We start from the raw sequence: 16,718 nt of genomic DNA, 5'->3' as shown, positions 1-16,718 counted from the left end.
AGGGCACGGCCGCGCGCGGCGGCCGTGCCCTCGTCGTCCCGGGCGCTCAGCGCGGGGTGTAGGTGAGGCAGTTGGCGGCGTGACCGCCGGTACCCGGCCCGACCCGGACGCCCGAGGCGGTGCACTCGAGCGAGGAGTTGTACGTGCAGTCGGTGCGCGAGCAGGCGCCGACCTGCGCGACGACCCGGTCCAGGCCGCCCTTGGTGTTCAGCGGCACGAAGGTGCCGCAGTCCGCCGAGCCGTTCTCGCCCATGACGGTGATGGCGAAGGCGTGGCATCCGTCGTGGTTGTACGAGCACCCGGTGACGGTGCACTCGGCCACAGCGGGCATCTCGGTGCTGGTCATAACCGCTCCTCACGACAGGGTGGTGGGACATCGTCCGGTACCCCGGACAATGCCACCGCCGGGCGTGCGCGGCAATTCGGCGGGAATTAGGTGAGCCTATCCTTGAAGGTGCGGTTTGCGCTGGTGGGAGCACGGACGAGAATTGCGGGAGGGCGCCCCCGGAAATGATTCCCGCCCCTTCGGGTGATTGTCCGTACCACTGGTGTCCACTGTAGACGATCGCCTGGTGGCGGGATAATTCCCAACCATGATCACCCGGTTCCCGTGTGAAAAATTCTCGAATTTTTCGTCCTCATGATCCGGTTCGTCGCGTAGGCTCCTCGCGTTTGTGTCGGCTTCACCGAGGAGTTCGCGTGCGCCCGCGTCACTGGGGTTCGTTGTTGTCCGTCGTCGCGGCCGTCGCGGTCGTGGTGTCCGCGCCCGCCGCGGCGCAGCCCGGGGCGGGGCCGGTCGAGCCGAAGGCGTCCACCGTGGCGCTCGCGAACGCGCCCGAGGTGGCGCCGGGCGCGCGGGAGGTCGCGGCGCGGGAAGGGTTTTCGCTGGCCGGGCTGAGCTGGCGGGGCGCGGCGCCGGAGAAGGTGTCGGTGCGGTGGCGGTCGCAGCGCGGCGCGTGGAGCGACTGGCGCGCCGTGGACCGGCAGGACTCGGGCCGCGACGGGGTGGCGGCGCCGTCCACGACCGAGCCGATCTGGACCGGCCCGGCCGACCGGCTGCAGGTGCGCGCCGAACGCGGCGGCGTGCCGGTGACCGGCGAGCTGTCCGCCGTGCTGGTCGATCCCGGGACCTCCCCGGCGGATGCGACGGTGGCGCAGGCGTCGGGGGTGCCGTCGATGCCGGCCGTGGTGACGCGGGCGCAGTGGGGCGCCGACGAATCGCTGATGACCTGGACGCCGGAGTACGCGCCCACCGTCAAGGCCGTGACGCTGCACCACACCGACAACAGCAACGACTACACCTGCGAGGAGTCGGCGTCGCTGGTGCGGGGCATCTACTACTACCACGCGGTCACCAACGGCTGGGGCGACATCGGCTACAACGCCCTGGTCGACAAGTGCGGCACCGTGTTCGAGGGCCGCGCGGGCGGGCTGAACCTGCCCACGATCGGCGCGCACGCGGGCGGGTTCAACACGTCCACGTTCGGCATCGCGATGCTCGGCACGCACAGCACGGTCGCGCCGAGCGAGGCGACGCTGGACGCGGTGGCGCGGATGACCGCGTGGAAGCTCGGCAACGGCTACACCGACCCGTCCGGTTCGACCACGCTGGTCAGCCGGGGCGGCGGCACGTCGAAGTACCCGGCGGGCACCGAGGTGACGCTGCCGACCGTGTTCGGGCACCGGGACGTGGGCGCCACCGAGTGCCCCGGCAACTCCGGCTACGCGCAGCTGCCTGCCCTGCGCACGCGCGCCACCGAACTGGCCGGCGACTGGCGGTCCGGCGCGGTGCACCAGAAGTGGGTGGCGGTCGGGACGGCCGCGGCGGGCCCGGTGTACGCGGTCGAGACGGACTGGCCGGGCGGTGGCCGGGCGACGACGTTCGGCGGTGGCGGGTCGACCATCGCGTGGCGGTCCGACCTGGGCGCCTACTGGGTGCACGGCGCCATCCACGGCACGTTCACCGCGCTGGGCGGGCAGTCGCTGTTCGGGTACCCGACGACGGACGAGCGGGGCACGCCCGACGGGGTGGGCCGCTACAACCACTTCAGCGAGAACGCCTCGATCTACTTCACCCCGGACACCGGCGCGCGCGGCATCCACGGGCCGATCCGCGACAAGTGGGCCGCGCGCGGCTGGGAGACCGGGCTCGGGTACCCGCGCACCGATCAGAGGGTCACGCCGGACGGGGTGGGGCGGTACAACCACTTCACCGGGAACGCGTCGATCTACTGGACCTCGGGCACCGGCGCGCAGGCGATCCAGGGCGCGATCCGCGACACCTGGTCGGCGCTGGGCTGGGAGGCGGGCCCGCTGGCCTACCCGGCGACCGACGAGCGGGGCACGCCGGACGGGGTGGGCCGGTACAACCACTTCACCGGCAGCGGCGGCGGGTCGATCTACTGGACGCCGGGCACCGGCGCGCGGGCGATCTACGGCGCGATCCGGGCGCGGTGGAGCGCGCTGGGCTGGGAGGCGGGCCCGCTCGGCTACCCGACGACGAACGAGCTGGTGACGCCGGACGGGGTGGGACGGTACAACCACTTCAACGGCAGCGGCGGCGGGTCGGTGTACTGGTCGCCGGGCACGGGCGCGCACGCCATCTACGGCGCGATCCGCTCCCACTGGGCGTCGCTGGGCTGGGAGAAGTCCTGGCTGGGCTACCCGACGAGCGACGAGTACGCCGTGGCGGGCGGCCGCCGGAACGACTTCCAGGGCGGCTACATCGTCTTCTCGTTCGCCACCGGCAAGGCGGTGGCGTACCGGTACTGAGCCGGGGGATGGGCTCTGGCGGTCAGTGGGGCGGTCGCTTGGCCTGCGCCGGTCGCTGATCGGTAAGAGCCGCCGCTGCCTCGCGGCGGCTCTTACCCGCGCCGTCCGAGCCCATCAAGCTGCTCGCCCCTGCGTCCGCACGCGACTCGGCCGCTCCGGTCCGCGGCCGCAGCGGCTCATCCGGCCGCCCGATTCAACCGCTCCCGCTCCGCGCCCGGGGCGCCGAACGGATCACATCTCCCACCTATCTAGCAGTGCTAGCGCTTCTGTCACCAACACGCTAGTGTCGATCACGTACCTAGCAACGCTAGCAAGGAGATGAAGATGCTCACCCCGGTCGCCTACGGGCTCGCCATCCTGCTCAACCTGCTGCTCGTGTTCATCGGCGCGCGGTTCCTGTTCACGCCCCGCGCCGCCGCGGCCGGCTACGGCGTCCCCGCCCGGACCGGCGGCGACCCGGCCTACCTGACGATCAAGGGGCTGCGCGACGGCGGCTACGGCCTCGTCGGCCTGGCCCTGCTGGCCTTCGCCGGACCGCACGCCGAGGCCTGGTTCATGCTGGTCGTCGCGCTGCTCCCGTTCGGTGACACGGTCGTCGTGCTGCGCAATGGCGGGCCCAAGGCGGTCGCGTTCGGCGTCCACTTCGCGACCGCCGTCGTCATCCTGCTCAGCGCCGTGCTGCTGTTCCTGGTGTGAACGGCACGACCTGCCCGAACCGCACCAGCTCGCCGTAGTGCTCGGGCTTCCCGGGCTCGAGCACGAGGTCCAGCAGGGCAATCGCGGCCGTGGCGGGCGTCGGCGCGTCGCTGACGTCCCACCACAGCGCGGAGGTCGGGGTGTTGATCATCCCCGGGCACACCGCCGCCAGCAGGATCCCGCGCGTCAGGTCGCCGTCCCGGCGCTGCGAGGCGAGGGCGCGCACGGCCGCGACCTGGGCGATCTTGGACGGGATGTTCACGAAACCCGGCCAGGCGCCGGAGCGGGCGCTGCCGTCCTTGACCGCGTCCCGCCACGCGGCGACCTGCTCGTCCACCTCGTCGAGCGCGGTCAGGCCGTCGAAGTGGTGGTGCAGCACCGGCGCGAGCTGCTTCAGCGTGCCCAGCGAGCTGGCCACCACGATGAGGCTGCCGTCGTCGCGCACCAGCGGCGCGAACGCCCGCAACAGCCGCGTGGTGCCGAAGTTGTTGACCTCGGTGTAGGTGTCGATGATCGCGCGCGGGTCGTCGTCCGGGCCGACGCGCATGACGGCGTTGCCGAAGACGATGTCGACGCCACCGTGCCGCTCCCGGACCAGATCGGCGAACCGGGCGGCGGCTTCCGGGTCGCCCACGTCGAAGACCTCGCCGCGGACGTGGGCACCACCGGCGGGCATCGCCTCCACCGCCTGCTGGATCCGCTCGTGGTCACGCCCGGTCAGGTACACGGTGTCCCCTGTGGACAGACGCTGCGCGAGACCTTCGACCAGTGCGAGGCCGAGACCCTGGGTGGCGCCGGTGACAACTGCGACTCTGTTCATGCCTCCGACGTTAGGAACCCCGGAGCCATCCGGGTAGCGAAAGTTCCGCACCTGGGGTATTCCTGTTCATCATGGCCTTCACCGATGCCTCCCTCACCGCGCTGCGGGTTTTCCGGGAGGTGGCCGAGCGGGGCACGCTGACCGCCGCCGCGGCCGCGCTGGGCTACACGCAGTCCGCGGTGTCCCGGCAGATCGCGTCGCTCGAACGCGCCGCCGGGGCGCCGCTGCTGGAACGGCGGCACGACGGCGTGCGGCTGACTCCCGCCGGCCGGGTGGTGGTGCGCCGCGCGGCGAGCGTCGTCGACCAGATCGACGCCACCGCGCGGGAGCTGGCCGGCCTGCCCGACGAGCACAGCACGGTGCGGTTCGGCTGGTTCGCCAGCGCCGGGGCCGGACTGGTGCCGCAGGCGCTGGTCGCGTTGCGCGAGACCCACCCGGCGATCACCGTGGTGACCCGCGAGGGTAGTACCCCGGCGCTGGTACGCGCGTTGCGTGCCGGAACGCTGGACCTGGCGCTGATCGCGGCCGCGCCGCCGTTCCGGCCGCCGGACAGCGAAACGCCGGCGCTGGAACTGCGGACGCTCGCCGAACGCGGACTGTGCGTCGCCGTGCCCGCCACGCATCCGCTGGCGCGCGGCGACTTCGTGGACATCGCGGATCTGCACGGCCAGCGGTGGATCGCGGGCGCGGGCGGCGACAAGGTGATGGGGGTGCGGCCGGGCCTCGACGAGCGGCCCGAGATCGCCCACACGGCGCGCGACTGGCTGGCGAAGCTGAACCTGGTCGCCGCGGGCTGCGGCATCACGACGGCGCCCGCGTCGCTCGCCGCGGTGGCGCCGGCGGGCGTGCGGATCCTCCCGGTGCACGGCGGCCCGTCCGAACAACGGCGGCTGATGCTCGCGCGGCTGCCCGGCGCACTGCCCCAGGCGGTGGCGCGGGTGGCGGAGGCGCTGCGCCTGGCGGCAGTGGAGGCGCCGGCGCTGTCGTGAGGTGGGCGGGCTGGCGTGAGGCCGGTTGCCGCTGGCGTTGCGCGGTGCCGGCCGGTGGGGAGCGGAGTGGGGGTGCGTGGGCTGTCGTGAGCCGGCCGCTCGCCGGTGTGGGTGGTTGCGGCCGTTGTGCTGGCTGTGCGTGGTGCTGGGCCGGTGGCGGAGGTGCGGGCCTGTCGTGAGGTCCGCTGCAGTGGTGGGCGGCCGCCACTTTCCCGGCTCGGTGCGAGTGGTGTCCGCGGTGCGGTGGTCGCTGCGTGTGCCTGGTTGGGGGCGGAACGCCTAGGCTGCTCCCATGAGCGTGCCATCCACCGATCTCGCTGCGACGCGGGCCTTCTTCGGGCCGCGGGCGGCGGCCTGGGAGCTGAAGTTCCCCGACGACGGGCCGCGCTACCGGCGTGCCGTCGCCGAGCTGGGGCCGCCGGTGGGTGGAGTGGTGGCCGACATCGCTTGCGGCACGGGGCGCGCGCTGCCGGAGTTGCGGGACGCAGTCGGTCCGGAAGGGACGGTCATCGGGGTCGATGTGACGCCCGAGATGCTCGCCGAGGCCACCGTGCGCGGGCGCCATCGCCTTGCGGCGCTGGTGCTCGGGGACGCGGTGCACCTTCCGTTGCGGTCCGGGGTGCTGGACGCGGTGTTCGCCGCGGGGCTCGTGTCGCACCTGGCCGATCCGGTGGCCGGGTTGCGGGAGCTGGCCCGGGTCTGCCGGCCCGGTGGGCGGCTGGCGTTGTTCCATCCGGTCGGGCGCGCGGCACTCGCGCGGCGGCAGGGCCGGGAGCTGACCCCGGAGGACCTGCGCGCCGAGCCGAACATCCGCGCCGCCCTCACCGCGGCCGGCTGGCGCCTCGACACCATCGACGACGGCGCGGACCGCTACCTGGTCCTGGCCACCGCGAAGGGGTAACCGCTCCGGGGCGCGTGACCACCCGGCACCGGGGACGCGCCGGTAGTGGGGGAGTCAGGTGGCGTGCTCGGCCGGCCGAACGGCCCGGCACCGCAGAAGCCGCTCAGCGGCGCGCCTGCGCCGGAGGCACCCCGTACCGCCGCCGGTAGGCGGCCGCGAAACGGCTGGCGCTCGAGAAGCCCCAGCGGGCCGCCACCTCGCTGACCGTGCACCCCGACGAAGCCAGGTCCGCGTCGGCGCGTTGCAGGCGGATTCCCAGCAGGTACTCGGTCGGGCTGCAGCCCACCCACTGCCGGAACCCCTCCTGCAGCCGCCGGACGCTGGTGCCCGCCACCTCCGCCATGTCGCCCGCCGTCCAGGCTCGTCCCGGGTCGTCGCGCAGCCGGTCCAGCACGCGGTTGATCGCCCGCGGGCGCGGCACCGGGCCCGCGCCCGCCTCGGGGCACCCGGCCAGCAGGAAACTCGCCGCCAGCGCACCCGCCAGCTGCTCCCGCACCACCTCCCCGAGCATCCCGGGCTCGTGCAGGTTCGCCGCCAGGCCGCCCACCAGCTGACGCCACGCGCGGCCCTGCCCGGCGCCCAGTTCGAGCTGGTCGGGCAGCTCACCACGCAGCGTCACCCGGTCACCGCCCAGCACCCGCTCGGCCTCGCGGTCCAGCCACGCGCTGTCGAACTTCACGCCCAGCACCGTGCAGGTCGCGTCCCAGTGGCTGATCAGCGACGGCGTGTCGGCGCGGAACACCGTCGCCTGCCCGGCCACCGACACCACCGGCCCGTGCCTGCCACGGCTTTCCAGGTGCCCGGTCAGCGGCATGTTGACCTCGTACGCGCCCGGGTACTCACACCCGATCCGCACGTCGGCGCCCCACCCGACATGGCCCACCAGCACCGGGCCCAGGTCCAGCGTGCGCAGCGTCAGGCGCGGGTCGCGGCCACCGCCGAGCGGCCGCAGCTCGTGCGGGAAATAAGCCTCCGCCACCTTCCGGGAGGCCTGGTGCCAGTCCCGGGGCGGCGCACTACGCCGTGCGGGCATGCGCAGGAGGCTACCAGAGACGCACGTCACGAACCGGCCGCGCGATCCGTGCCGTCACCGCGCGAAGCGTGTCGCCGCGCGGGTCAGCGCTGCCTAGCCTCCCGTGTCATCCCGGACGACGATGTGGGAGGACACCGCGATGACGACGACCGAACGGCCCGACCTCGCCTGGCTCGACGAGGTCACCATGACGCAGCTCGAGCGCAACCCGTACGAGGTGTACGAGCGGCTGCGGGCGGAAGCTCCGCTCGCCTTCGTGCCCGTGCTGGGCTCCTACGTCGCCTCGACCGCCGAGGTCTGCCGCGAGGTCGCCACCAGCCCGGACTTCGAGGCCGTCATCACCCCGGCCGGCGGCCGCACCTTCGGGCACCCGGCGATCATCGGCGTCAACGGCGACATCCACGCCGACCTGCGCTCCATGGTCGAGCCCGCCCTGCAGCCCGCCGAGGTGGACCGCTGGATCGACGACCTGGTGCGGCCCATCGCGCGCCGCTACCTCGAGCGGTTCGAAAACGACGGGCACGCCGAACTGGTCGCGCAGTACTGCGAGCCGGTCAGCGTCCGCTCGCTCGGCGACCTGCTCGGCCTGCAGGACGTGGACTCCGACAAGCTGCGCGAGTGGTTCGCCAAGCTGAGCCGCTCGTTCACCAACGCCGCCGTCGACGAGAACGGCGAGTTCGCCAACCCCGAGGGCTTCGCCGAGGGCGACCAGGCCAAGGCCGAGATCCGCGCCGTGGTCGACCCGCTGATCGACCGGTGGATCGAGCACCCCGACGACAGCGCCATCTCGCACTGGCTGCACGACGGCATGCCGCCCGGCCAGACCCGCGACCGCGAGTACATCTACCCCACGATCTACGTCTACCTGCTCGGCGCGATGCAGGAACCCGGCCACGGCATGGCGTCCACTTTGGTCGGTCTGTTCAGCAGGCCCGAGCAGCTGGAAGAGGTCGTCGACGACCCGGCGCTGATCCCGCGGGCGATCTCGGAGGGGCTGCGGTGGACCTCGCCGATCTGGTCGGCCACCGCCCGCATCTCCACCAAACCGGTGACCGTCGCCGGGGTCGACCTGCCCGCCGGGACGCCGGTGATGCTGTCCTACGGCTCGGCCAACCACGACACCGGCAAGTACGAGGCCCCTTCGCGGTACGACCTGCACCGCCCGCCGCTGCCGCACCTGGCCTTCGGCGCCGGCAACCACGCGTGCGCGGGCATCTACTTCGCCAACCACGTCATGCGCATCGCGCTGGAGGAGCTGTTCGAGGCCATCCCGAACCTGGAGCGCGACACCCGCGAGGGCGTGGAGTTCTGGGGCTGGGGCTTCCGCGGCCCGACCTCGCTGCACGTCACCTGGGAGGTCTGAGGTGACGTTCGCGGTCAGCGTCGGCGGCAGGCGGGTCGAGTGCGCCCCCGGCCAGACCCTGCTCGAGGCGTTCCTGCGCGGCGGGGTGTGGATGCCCAACTCGTGCAACCAGGGCACCTGCGGCACGTGCAAGCTCAAGGTGCTCACCGGCGAGGTCGACCACGGCGCCGCGCCGGAGGACACCCTCAGCCCCGAGGAGCGCGCCGCGGGCCTGGCGCTGGCCTGCCAGGCCCGGCCGCTCGCCGACACGGAGGTCAGCAGCGCCGCCGACGCCGGGCGCGCCACGCACCCGCTGCGCGACCTGACGGCCACCGTGCTGGAGGTCGCCGACATCGCGCGGGACACCCGCCGGGTGCTGCTGGGCCTGTCCGAGCCGCTCGCGTTCGAGGCCGGGCAGTACGTCGAGCTGGTCGTGCCGGGCTCCGGTGCGCGGCGGCGGTACTCGCTGGCCAACACGGCCGACGAGGACAAGGTGCTGGAGCTGCACGTCCGGCGCGTGCCCGGCGGGATCGCCACCGACGGCTGGCTCTTCGGCGGGCTCGCCGCCGGGGACCGGGTGGAGGCGACCGGCCCGCTCGGCGACTTCCACCTGCCACCGGCGGAGGAGGACGACGGCGGCCCGATGGTGCTCATCGGGGGCGGCACCGGGCTGGCCCCGCTGGTCGGCATCGCCCGCACCGCGCTGGCGCGGCACCCGGAGCGGGAGGTGCTGCTGTACCACGGCGTGCGGGGCGCGGCGGACCTGTACGACCTCGGCCGGTTCGCCGAGATCGCCGGGCGGCACCCGGGTTTCCGGTTCGTGCCGGTGCTGTCGGACGAGCCGGATCCGGCGTACCGCGGCGGGTTCCCGACCGACGCGTTCGTCGAGGACGTGCCGAGCGGGCGCGGCTGGTCGGGGTGGCTGTGCGGCCCGCCGGCGATGGTGGAGGCGGGTGTGAAGGCCTTCAAGCGGCGCCGGATGTCGCCGAGGCGGATCCACCGGGAGAAGTTCACGCCGGCCTCGTGAGGGGTTCCAGGGTGACGGCCGTGGTGTCGCCCGGCTGCAGGCCCTCGGCTTCCCGGACGGCGCGCTTGACCGGCAGCACGTAGCAGCCGCGCGCCTTGTCCGGGAAGACCGAGGTCGTCCAGGTGGTCGCGCCGACGCGGACGCGCACCCGCACCGATCCGAAGCCCTGCCGGCTGCCTTCGGTGAGGTCGCTGATCTCGTCGGAGGCGCCGGCGGGCAGGCTCACGAACGTCCAGGTGTCGGCGCGCCGCGCGTCCCACACCCACAGTTCGGCGTCGAAAGCGATGTTCACGCGGTCAGACTGCCACGGGGCACCGACAGTTTCGGGGCCGCGGCGCGCGGGCGATCACTCAGGCCTTCGCGGGCAGGGCCCGGGCGTAGGACACGCCCCGTTCGACCCATTCGCCGAGCTGCTCGGGAGTCCGGACGGCGGCGGGGCCGACGCGCAGCCAGCCGCGCATCTCGCGCCCGCGCATCACCATCGGCTGCACGTCCCCGCCGAGGAGCCGCTCACCGTCGTCCGGCTCGACCCGCACGAGCAGCCCACCGCCGGAGGCCGCGGCGAGGGCCATGTTGCCGTGGACGAGGAACCCCAGCCCGCCGAACATCCGCTTCTCGCTCATGCCGTCCGCGCCGGACAGCAGATCCCGGACCCGGTCGGCGAGTTCGTGGTCGTAAGCCATGCCCGAGTATGGCCGGTGCGCCCCCGCGGCCGCCGGGATGTGCGGCACGCGGGAGAACCGCACGGCGGGGCTTCGGTCGCGGCGGCAGATCGCCCCGGGACGGGCGTTCCGGCGTCCGCTCAGCGCGGGTCGACGCGCCGCGGGTCAGCGGCGGCGGGGCTTGCCGCGCCGGCCGCCTTTCGCCGCGCCCCGCGGCTGGTTCCGGCGCGGCGCGGGCTTGCGCTCCTCCGCGGGGCGCTTCGCCTTGGGTTGTTTCGGCATGGGTGGCCGGCCGCGCGTGCTGTTGACGGTCCGGCCGCGCACGATGCCGATGAACTGCTCCATCAGGTCGGTCGTCTCGTCTTCGAGCCAGGAGAGCGCGACGCGCGACTGCGGGGCGTCGGTCAGCGGCCGGTACGTCAGGTCGCGCCGGTGGTGCAGCCGGGCGAGCGACTGCGGCACCACCAGGACACCCACGCCGGCCGCGACGAGCTGGATCGCGTCGGCCGTCGTCGCGGGGCGCTCCAGCGCGGGCCGGCCCGGCGGGTGCTCCCAGCCGAGGGTGTCGTCGAGCGGGTGCAGCACCAGCTCGTCGGCCAGGTCCTCGCCGGTGACGTCGTCCGCGGCGGCCACCAGGTGGTCCTTCGGCACGACGACGACCGTCGTCTCGGTGTAGAGCGGGATGGCGTGCAGGCCGCTCCGGTCGGTCGGCAGGCGCAGCAGCACCGCGTCCACCGCCCGGTCGCGCACCCGGTCCGCCGCCTCCGCGGCGGTGACCTGCACCAGGTCCAGCGGGATGTCCGGCGTCCGCTCCTGCCAGATCCGCACCCACTTGCCGGGCGTCACCCCCGGGACGTACCCGAGGGTGAAGGAGGTCGGCTCTGTCACCACGCCAGGTTACCGGCCGTGACCGCGGTCGTTACCCTGGACCGCATGACGTCGCAGAAGACTCCCCAGACGATGAAGCCCGCGACGGCGGCCAAGAAGCTGGGCGTGTACCTGGAAGCCACCCCCGCGGAGTTCCAGGAGGGTGTCGTCTCGCGCGACGAGCTGAACGCCCTGCAGGCCGACCCGCCGGAGTGGCTGCGCGAACTGCGCCGCAACGGCCCGCACCCGCGGCCGGTGGTCGCGGCGAAGCTGGGCGTGTCCATCGGCGGGCTGGCCCGGGCCGGGATCACCGAGCCGCTCACCACCGAGCAGATCGACGCGCTGAAGGCCGAGAACCCCGAGTGGCTGCAGCACGAGCGCGCCACCCAGGCCGAGGTGCGCAAGGAGGCAGCGCGGCTGAAGAAGCAGAAGTAGGCGCCGCGGCCGGTCTCCCCGATACGGGAGGCCGGCTTTTTTCGCGCCCGTTGACGCAACCGTTCGGTTGCCATAGTGTGGCAACCAACGAGTTGCAACAGGAGGCGTCATGGCATTTCCGGATCGCATCGAGCGGGTCGTCGAGCTCGGCCACCCGCCGGAGACGGTGTGGGCCGCGCTGACCACCGCCGAGGGGCTGGGCACGTGGTTCGGCCAGGAGGCGTCGATCGACCTGCGGCCGGGCGGCGCGGCGGAGCTGAAGTGGGACGACGGGTCCCGCCAGGACCTGCGCATCGAGCGGGTCGAGGAGCCGCGCGTGTTCGGCTTCACCTGGCGGATCTACGGCCTGCCCGAGGACGACCCGCGCCGGACCTACGTCGAGTTCACCCTGGAACCGGCCGGGCGCGGCACGCGGCTGACCGTCGTGGAGACCGGCTTCGCCCAGCTGCCCGGCGGCGCGCACCGCGAAGCGTTCGACGGCAACAACCGAGGCTGGGCCCGTGAACTGGGCGAGCTGGCCGCCTACCTCGATGCGGCGTGACGCCGAGGCCGTCGCCGAGCAGGTCTTCGCCGCGCTGGCCGATCCGACGCGGCGGGCGATCCTCGCCGAGCTGGCCGCGGCGGGGCCGGCCACGGCCACCGACCTCGCCGGCCGGCTGCCGATCACCCGGCAGGGCGTCGCCAAGCACCTGGCCCTGCTCGCCGACGCCGGTCTCGTGACCGCCGAGCCGGGGGAGCGGCGCCGCGTCCGCTACCACCTCCGGCCGGCCCCGATGCAGGTGGCGCAACAGTTCCTCGCCGCACTGGCCCGCGACTGGGACGACCGGCTGGGGAAACTGCGCGACCACCTGGGAGGTACCGCATGATCGTCCGATGTGGAAGGTGGAGAATCCGATGAGGACACCCCCGATCGTCTCGCGGCCGGAGTGGGAGGCCGCGTGGCGGGAGCTCCTGGTGAAGGAAAAGGAGCTGACCCGCGCCAAGGACGCGATGGCCGCCGCGCGCCGCCGCATGCCGTGGACGGAGGTGGACCGGGAGTACCGGTTCGACGGGCCGGACGGCCCCACGACCCTGCTCGGCCTGTTCGACGGCCGCCGCCAGCTGATCGTCTACCGGGCGTTCCTCGAACCCGGCGTGCACGGCTGGCCCGGCCACGCGTGCGTCGGCTGCTCGATGGTGGCCGACCAGGTCGCGCACCCCGCCCACCTCAACGCCCGCGACACCACGCTGGTGTTCGCCTCGCGCGCGCCGCAGCCGGACATCGAGCGGGTCAAGGCGCGGATGGGCTGGACGATGCCCTGGTACACCATCCTGGACGACTTCGACAGCGACTTCGGGGTGGCCGAGTACCACGGCACCAACGCCTTCATCCGCGACGGCGACCGCGTGTTCCGCACCTACTTCGTCAACAACCGCGGCGACGAGGCGATGGGCGGCACCTGGAGCTACCTCGACATCACCGCGCTCGGACGGCAGGAGACCTGGGAGGACTCACCCGAGGGCTACCCGCGCACGCCGCCCTACGAGTGGTGGCACTGGCACGACGACTACCCGGCCTGATCCGGTCGCGCGGGCAGGAGCGGCCGGCGCTCCCGACGGTGGGGTCGGAAACCTGCCAGACCGCCCGCGCCCCGGCTGCTGGACTGGTGCCCGGATGATCGACCACCAACCGGGCGAGGAGTCATGGCGGCAGCCACCACACACGACGCCGGACGCGGCGGCACCGGCGTTCACCCGCTTCCGGCGTGGCGGGGCCGCGTCGCCGTCCTGTCGGTGACGACGGGAATCTTCGTCATCGTCACCACCGAGATCCTGCCGATCGGCCTGCTGACGCCGATCGGCGCCGCGTTCGCCGTCTCGGACGGCTCCACCGGCCTGATGATGACCATGCCGGGAATCCTGGCCGCGATCGCCGCCCCGGTCATCACCGTCGTGACCGCGCGCCTGGACCGCCGGCGGATGCTGTGCGCCTTCCTCGCGGTGCTGACGGTGGCGAACGTCGTCGCGGCCGCCGCGCCCGGCTACTGGGCCGTGCTGGTGTCACGCGTCCTCGTCGGGGTCACCATCGGCGGGTTCTGGGCGATCGCGTCCGGGCTCGCCGAACGCCTCGTCCCGCCCCGGTCCGCGGCGCGGGCCACCGCGGTGATCTTCTCGGCGGTGCCACTCGGTTCGGTGCTGGGCGTCCCGGCGGGAACCTTCCTCGGCGACCTCTCCGGCTGGCGCACCGCCTTCGTCGTCCTGGCGGTCCTCTCCGGCGCGGTGCTCGCGGCACTGGCCGTGGTCCTGCCCCCGCTGCCGCCGCTCCGGGCGACCAGCCGGGGCGTGCTGACCGCCGTGCTCGGCCGCCCGGGCACCCGCGCGGCCCTGCTGGTGACGGTCCTCGTGGTCCTGGCGCACTTCGGCGCCTACACCTACGTGCGGCCGTTCCTCGAGCAGGTGACGGAGGCGTCCCCGGCGGCCATCACGGTCGTGCTCCTGATCTACGGCACGGCCGGGATCGCCGGCAACTTCCTCGCCGGTGCCGGCCTCCCGCGGTATCCGCGCGTGGTCTTCGGAGTGAGCGCGGGGCTGCTGGCGGCCGCGACCACGCTGCTCCCGCTCGCCGGGACCTCGCTCGCGGGCGCGGTGGCGCTCCTGGTCGCGTGGGGCCTGGCGTACGGGGCCGTTCCGGTCGCCTCGCACACGTGGTTCGCCCTGGCGGCACCCCGCGCGGCGGAAGCGGCCTCGGTCCTGTTCACCGCGTCCTTCCAGGCCACGATCGCTCTCGGCGCCCTCGCCGGTGGTTTCGTCGTGGACCGGAGTTCCGCCTCGGCCGTCATGGTGTGCGGCGGGCTCACCGCGGCTGCCGGTGTGGTGGCCATCGCGGCGGGGGGCGCGCGATCCCGCTCCAGCCCGGCATGATCGACGGCGGTGTCACGGGCTGAGGGTGCCCGCCTGGTCCGCGGTCTCCGCGTCGGCGTCGTCGTCGGCGACCCACTCCAGCAGGTCGCCCGGCTGGCAGCCGAGCACCCGGCACATGGCCTCCAGCGTGGAGAAGCGCACGGCCTTCGCGCGGCCGTTCTTCAGCACCGCGACGTTCGCCGGGGTGATGCCGACCCGCTCGGCGAACTCGCCGACGCTCATCTTGCGCTTGGCGAGCTGGACGTCGATGCGCACGACGATCGGCATCAGATCACCGCTTCCATGTCGGTCCGCAGCGTGGTGGCCTGCCGCAGCAGCGCGCGCATCACGACCATCAGCAGGCCCGCCACGGCGACCCCGACCACCATCAGGAACAGCAGCAGCGGGAGGCCGGGGTCGTCGGCGCGGAAGCCGACGTACAGGAACACCGCCACGAGCACGAGCCACCCGGCGGCGATCGCCCCGACGATCACGTTGACCCACCGCATCGACCCCGCGCTGAAGATGCGGTCCTTCCGCACCATCGTCAGCAGCCGCCACATCGCCACGATCACCACCTGGACGCACAGCACCCAGAACACCGTGACGGCGGTGGCCGGCCACCGGAGGTGGGCGAGATCGGGGTTCTCCCGCGCCATGTGCGCGAACTGCCCGGGCAGCGACATCACCTGGAGCAGCACGAGGATCCCGAACAGCGCCACGAGGAGGATCCGGAGGAGGGGGACGACCCAGCGTTCAGCGAACATGCACCGAGTATCGCTCGATATCTATTGAAAATCAATTGGTTTCTGTCGACTGGCGGCACGTCGGTTACTCACTCACGCACTATTGACCCACATGGTGGGTTCATGTTCATATTGTGGCGAACAGTGCAACGTGGCACGAGCGACGGGACAACCGCATGTCAGACACGGCAACACTGATCAACACCGGGGTCACGGTCGCGGCCATCGTGGTGTTGATCGTCCGCTTCCGGCTCAACCCGGTCATCGCGCTGGTGCTCGGCTCCTGCTACCTGGGGCTGTCCACCGGGCTCGGCGTCGGCAAGACCGTGGAGGAGATCACCACCGGCTTCGGTGACGTGATGGCCGAGATCGGCCTGCTCATCGCGTTCGGCGTGCTCATCGGCGCCATCCTGCGCGATCTGCGGGCCATCGAACGCCTGGTGGACAAGCTGCTGACGGTGTTCGGCCCGCGCCGGATCCCGTACGCGATGGCCCTGACCATCGCCACCGTCCTGCAGTCGATCTTCCTCGACGTGCTGCTGGTGATCTCCGGTCCGCTGGCCAGGGGCATCGGCAAGCGGCTCGGACCGCGCGGGGTCGCGCGCATGGCCACGGCGCTGGCGATCGCGCTGGAGTGCGGCATCGTGTTCACCGTTCCCGGCGTCGGCGCGCTGGCCCTGGCCGGCCTGCTGCACGTGCCGCTGGGCAAGTACCTGCTCTTCGGTCTCGTCGTGATCATCCCGACGGTGACGATCGCGATCGCGATCATGTCGGTGCTCTTCGCCCGCGGCTGGTGGGACCCGGCCAAGGACGAGATGGCCGACGAGGCCGTGGCACCGGAAGCGCCGCGGGGCGGCCCGGGCACCGTGGCCGCGCTCGACCTGCGCAAGCCGCCCGCCCTGCCGGTGGTGTTCAGCCCGCTGCTCGGCGCGCTCGTGCTGATCGCCACCGGCGCGGTGGCCGAGATGCTGGAGTGGTCGAACCCGGTCGTGGCGTTCCTGTCCAGCCCGGTGGTGGCGCTGCTGCTCGGGCTGGTCGGCACCTGCCTGATCGGGCGGCGGTACATGGGCCAGCCCGCGGTGGAGTCCGCGCTCGGCTCGGGCCTGCGCGACAGCGGGCAGATCCTGCTGCTCAACGGCGTGGGCGGATGCCTGGCCGCGGTGCTGGCCGCGGCCGGGCTCGGCGACATCCTCGGCAAGTACTTCTCCGCCAACACCTGGGCCCCGCTGCTGCTCGTGTGGCTGATGGCCGCGGTCCTGCACATCGCGGTCGGGTCGGTGACGATCTCCGCGATCACCTCGGCCGGCCTGCTCGCCCCGATCGCCCCGTCCCTCGGGCTGGACCCGGTCCTCATCGCGCTGGCCGCGGGCGCCGGATCGCTGTTCATGGTCCACCTGACCAGCAACACGTTCTGGCTGCTGCAATCGCTGCTCGGGCAGACGACGCGCGGCGCGCTGAAGACCGTCTCGGTCGGCGTCTCGGTCGCCTCCGTGGTGGCGCTGGGCCCGATCCTGGCCCTCAACCTCGTCCTCTAGACACGGAAAGGTT

Annotated in this window: 20 protein-coding genes; 12 read left to right on the top strand and 8 right to left on the bottom strand. The window is 73.1% G+C overall.

From position 1 onward, the window contains the following. Positions 1-46 precede the first annotated feature (46 nt). On the bottom strand, positions 47-346 hold the full coding sequence (locus tag D0D15_RS00325; RefSeq protein WP_094002779.1) for a DUF1540 domain-containing protein: 300 nt from the start codon (positions 344-346) through the stop codon (positions 47-49). 353 nt (positions 347-699) lie between these two features. Here D0D15_RS00325 and D0D15_RS00320 point away from each other — a divergent pair, with 353 nt between their 5' ends. Next, positions 700-2,772, top strand: a complete 2,073-nt coding sequence (locus D0D15_RS00320) for an N-acetylmuramoyl-L-alanine amidase (RefSeq protein WP_233156990.1) — start codon at positions 700-702, stop codon at positions 2,770-2,772. Positions 2,773-3,096: 324 nt separating this feature from the next. Then, positions 3,097-3,468: a DUF4267 domain-containing protein gene (locus tag D0D15_RS00315; protein WP_094002859.1), complete on the top strand. Its 372-nt coding sequence runs from the start codon at positions 3,097-3,099 to the stop codon at positions 3,466-3,468. Here the strand turns inward: D0D15_RS00315 and D0D15_RS00310 are convergent. Further along, positions 3,440-4,288 (bottom strand): SDR family NAD(P)-dependent oxidoreductase, encoded by an 849-nt coding sequence (locus D0D15_RS00310; protein ID WP_094002781.1) that lies wholly within the window; start codon positions 4,286-4,288, stop codon positions 3,440-3,442. The two genes, D0D15_RS00315 and D0D15_RS00310, sit on opposite strands and share 29 nt — an antisense overlap. Positions 4,289-4,359: 71 nt before the next feature. Between D0D15_RS00310 and D0D15_RS00305 the strand changes: the two genes are divergently transcribed. Beyond that, positions 4,360-5,277 (top strand): LysR family transcriptional regulator, encoded by a 918-nt coding sequence (locus tag D0D15_RS00305; RefSeq protein WP_094002782.1) that lies wholly within the window; start codon positions 4,360-4,362, stop codon positions 5,275-5,277. A 292-nt stretch (positions 5,278-5,569) separates the two neighbouring features. Beyond that, positions 5,570-6,178, top strand: coding sequence for a class I SAM-dependent methyltransferase (locus D0D15_RS00300; RefSeq protein WP_094002783.1), 609 nt, complete (start codon positions 5,570-5,572; stop codon positions 6,176-6,178). A gap of 103 nt (positions 6,179-6,281) precedes the next feature. Here the strand turns inward: D0D15_RS00300 and D0D15_RS00295 are convergent, their stop codons facing one another. Then, positions 6,282-7,211 (bottom strand): AraC family transcriptional regulator, encoded by a 930-nt coding sequence (locus D0D15_RS00295; RefSeq protein ID WP_094002784.1) that lies wholly within the window; start codon positions 7,209-7,211, stop codon positions 6,282-6,284. A 139-nt stretch (positions 7,212-7,350) separates the two neighbouring features. Between D0D15_RS00295 and D0D15_RS00290 the strand changes: the two genes are divergently transcribed. Both D0D15_RS00290 and D0D15_RS00285 read left to right on the top strand, forming a co-directional pair. Continuing rightward, on the top strand, positions 7,351-8,574 hold the full coding sequence (locus D0D15_RS00290; RefSeq protein WP_094002860.1) for a cytochrome P450: 1,224 nt from the start codon (positions 7,351-7,353) through the stop codon (positions 8,572-8,574). 1 nt (position 8,575) lies between these two features. Continuing rightward, complete coding sequence (locus D0D15_RS00285; protein WP_094002785.1) at positions 8,576-9,580, top strand: 2Fe-2S iron-sulfur cluster-binding protein; 1,005 nt, start codon at positions 8,576-8,578, stop codon at positions 9,578-9,580. Here D0D15_RS00285 and D0D15_RS00280 read toward each other — a convergent pair. From D0D15_RS00280 to D0D15_RS00270, 3 genes are all read right to left on the bottom strand, one after another. Continuing rightward, a complete protein-coding gene (locus D0D15_RS00280; RefSeq protein ID WP_094002786.1) occupies positions 9,564-9,872 on the bottom strand; it encodes a DUF1905 domain-containing protein in 309 nt (102 codons plus the stop codon). The genes D0D15_RS00285 and D0D15_RS00280 overlap by 17 nt on opposite strands. A 58-nt stretch (positions 9,873-9,930) precedes the next feature. After that, positions 9,931-10,263: a TfoX/Sxy family protein gene (locus tag D0D15_RS00275; RefSeq protein ID WP_094002861.1), complete on the bottom strand. Its 333-nt coding sequence runs from the start codon at positions 10,261-10,263 to the stop codon at positions 9,931-9,933. A 144-nt stretch (positions 10,264-10,407) separates the two neighbouring features. Then, positions 10,408-11,130: a LysR substrate-binding domain-containing protein gene (locus D0D15_RS00270; RefSeq protein WP_233156991.1), complete on the bottom strand. Its 723-nt coding sequence runs from the start codon at positions 11,128-11,130 to the stop codon at positions 10,408-10,410. Between the two features lie 45 nt (positions 11,131-11,175). On the opposite strand from D0D15_RS00270, the gene D0D15_RS00265 reads away from it, so the two are divergent. From D0D15_RS00265 to D0D15_RS00245, 5 genes are all read left to right on the top strand, one after another. Further along, complete coding sequence (locus D0D15_RS00265) at positions 11,176-11,544, top strand: DUF5997 family protein (protein ID WP_094002862.1); 369 nt, start codon at positions 11,176-11,178, stop codon at positions 11,542-11,544. Between the two features lie 109 nt (positions 11,545-11,653). Then, positions 11,654-12,085, top strand: a complete 432-nt coding sequence (locus tag D0D15_RS00260) for an SRPBCC domain-containing protein (RefSeq protein WP_094002788.1) — start codon at positions 11,654-11,656, stop codon at positions 12,083-12,085. Then, complete coding sequence (locus D0D15_RS00255) at positions 12,075-12,410, top strand: ArsR/SmtB family transcription factor (RefSeq protein ID WP_115944130.1); 336 nt, start codon at positions 12,075-12,077, stop codon at positions 12,408-12,410. Before D0D15_RS00260 ends, D0D15_RS00255 begins: the two co-directional genes overlap by 11 nt. Positions 12,411-12,438: 28 nt before the next feature. Then, positions 12,439-13,104 (top strand): DUF899 domain-containing protein, encoded by a 666-nt coding sequence (locus D0D15_RS00250; RefSeq protein WP_094002863.1) that lies wholly within the window; start codon positions 12,439-12,441, stop codon positions 13,102-13,104. A gap of 123 nt (positions 13,105-13,227) precedes the next feature. Beyond that, entirely contained in the window at positions 13,228-14,445 is a 1,218-nt protein-coding gene (locus D0D15_RS00245; RefSeq protein WP_094002790.1) for an MFS transporter, read from the top strand. 12 nt (positions 14,446-14,457) lie between these two features. Here the strand turns inward: D0D15_RS00245 and D0D15_RS00240 are convergent, their stop codons facing one another. Both D0D15_RS00240 and D0D15_RS00235 read right to left on the bottom strand, forming a co-directional pair. Continuing rightward, the gene (locus D0D15_RS00240) at positions 14,458-14,712 is read right to left on the bottom strand and encodes a helix-turn-helix domain-containing protein (RefSeq protein ID WP_094002791.1); all 255 of its coding nucleotides are present in this window, start codon (positions 14,710-14,712) and stop codon (positions 14,458-14,460) included. Then, a complete protein-coding gene (locus tag D0D15_RS00235) occupies positions 14,712-15,191 on the bottom strand; it encodes a DUF2975 domain-containing protein (RefSeq protein ID WP_094002792.1) in 480 nt (159 codons plus the stop codon). Before D0D15_RS00235 ends, D0D15_RS00240 begins: the two co-directional genes overlap by 1 nt. A gap of 155 nt (positions 15,192-15,346) precedes the next feature. Between D0D15_RS00235 and D0D15_RS00230 the strand changes: the two genes are divergently transcribed. Next, complete coding sequence (locus D0D15_RS00230; RefSeq protein ID WP_094002793.1) at positions 15,347-16,705, top strand: GntP family permease; 1,359 nt, start codon at positions 15,347-15,349, stop codon at positions 16,703-16,705. Positions 16,706-16,718: the final 13 nt, after the last annotated feature.

The organism is Amycolatopsis thermalba, assembly GCF_003385215.1.
Taxonomy (GTDB): Bacteria; Actinomycetota; Actinomycetes; order Mycobacteriales; family Pseudonocardiaceae; genus Amycolatopsis_E; species Amycolatopsis_E thermalba.
The sequence above is the reverse complement of the archived record's forward strand: the minus strand, read 5'-3'. Positions and strand labels throughout refer to the sequence as shown.

Excerpts from the sequence above, each read along its gene's own strand:
- D0D15_RS00325 (WP_094002779.1), bottom strand. The coding sequence starts at position 346 with ATGACCAGCACCGAGATGCCCGCTGTGGCCGAGTGCACCGTCACCGGG.
- D0D15_RS00315 (WP_094002859.1), top strand. The coding sequence starts at position 3,097 with ATGCTCACCCCGGTCGCCTACGGGCTCGCCATCCTGCTCAACCTGCTG.
- D0D15_RS00310 (WP_094002781.1), bottom strand. The coding sequence starts at position 4,288 with ATGAACAGAGTCGCAGTTGTCACCGGCGCCACCCAGGGTCTCGGCCTC.
- D0D15_RS00305 (WP_094002782.1), top strand. The coding sequence starts at position 4,360 with ATGGCCTTCACCGATGCCTCCCTCACCGCGCTGCGGGTTTTCCGGGAG.
- D0D15_RS00300 (WP_094002783.1), top strand. The coding sequence starts at position 5,570 with ATGAGCGTGCCATCCACCGATCTCGCTGCGACGCGGGCCTTCTTCGGG.
- D0D15_RS00295 (WP_094002784.1), bottom strand. The coding sequence starts at position 7,211 with ATGCCCGCACGGCGTAGTGCGCCGCCCCGGGACTGGCACCAGGCCTCC.
- D0D15_RS00290 (WP_094002860.1), top strand. The coding sequence starts at position 7,351 with ATGACGACGACCGAACGGCCCGACCTCGCCTGGCTCGACGAGGTCACC.
- D0D15_RS00275 (WP_094002861.1), bottom strand. The coding sequence starts at position 10,263 with ATGGCTTACGACCACGAACTCGCCGACCGGGTCCGGGATCTGCTGTCC.
- D0D15_RS00265 (WP_094002862.1), top strand. The coding sequence starts at position 11,176 with ATGACGTCGCAGAAGACTCCCCAGACGATGAAGCCCGCGACGGCGGCC.
- D0D15_RS00260 (WP_094002788.1), top strand. The coding sequence starts at position 11,654 with ATGGCATTTCCGGATCGCATCGAGCGGGTCGTCGAGCTCGGCCACCCG.
- D0D15_RS00255 (WP_115944130.1), top strand. The coding sequence starts at position 12,075 with ATGCGGCGTGACGCCGAGGCCGTCGCCGAGCAGGTCTTCGCCGCGCTG.
- D0D15_RS00250 (WP_094002863.1), top strand. The coding sequence starts at position 12,439 with ATGAGGACACCCCCGATCGTCTCGCGGCCGGAGTGGGAGGCCGCGTGG.
- D0D15_RS00245 (WP_094002790.1), top strand. The coding sequence starts at position 13,228 with ATGGCGGCAGCCACCACACACGACGCCGGACGCGGCGGCACCGGCGTT.
- D0D15_RS00240 (WP_094002791.1), bottom strand. The coding sequence starts at position 14,712 with ATGCCGATCGTCGTGCGCATCGACGTCCAGCTCGCCAAGCGCAAGATG.
- D0D15_RS00235 (WP_094002792.1), bottom strand. The coding sequence starts at position 15,191 with ATGTTCGCTGAACGCTGGGTCGTCCCCCTCCTCCGGATCCTCCTCGTG.
- D0D15_RS00230 (WP_094002793.1), top strand. The coding sequence starts at position 15,347 with ATGTCAGACACGGCAACACTGATCAACACCGGGGTCACGGTCGCGGCC.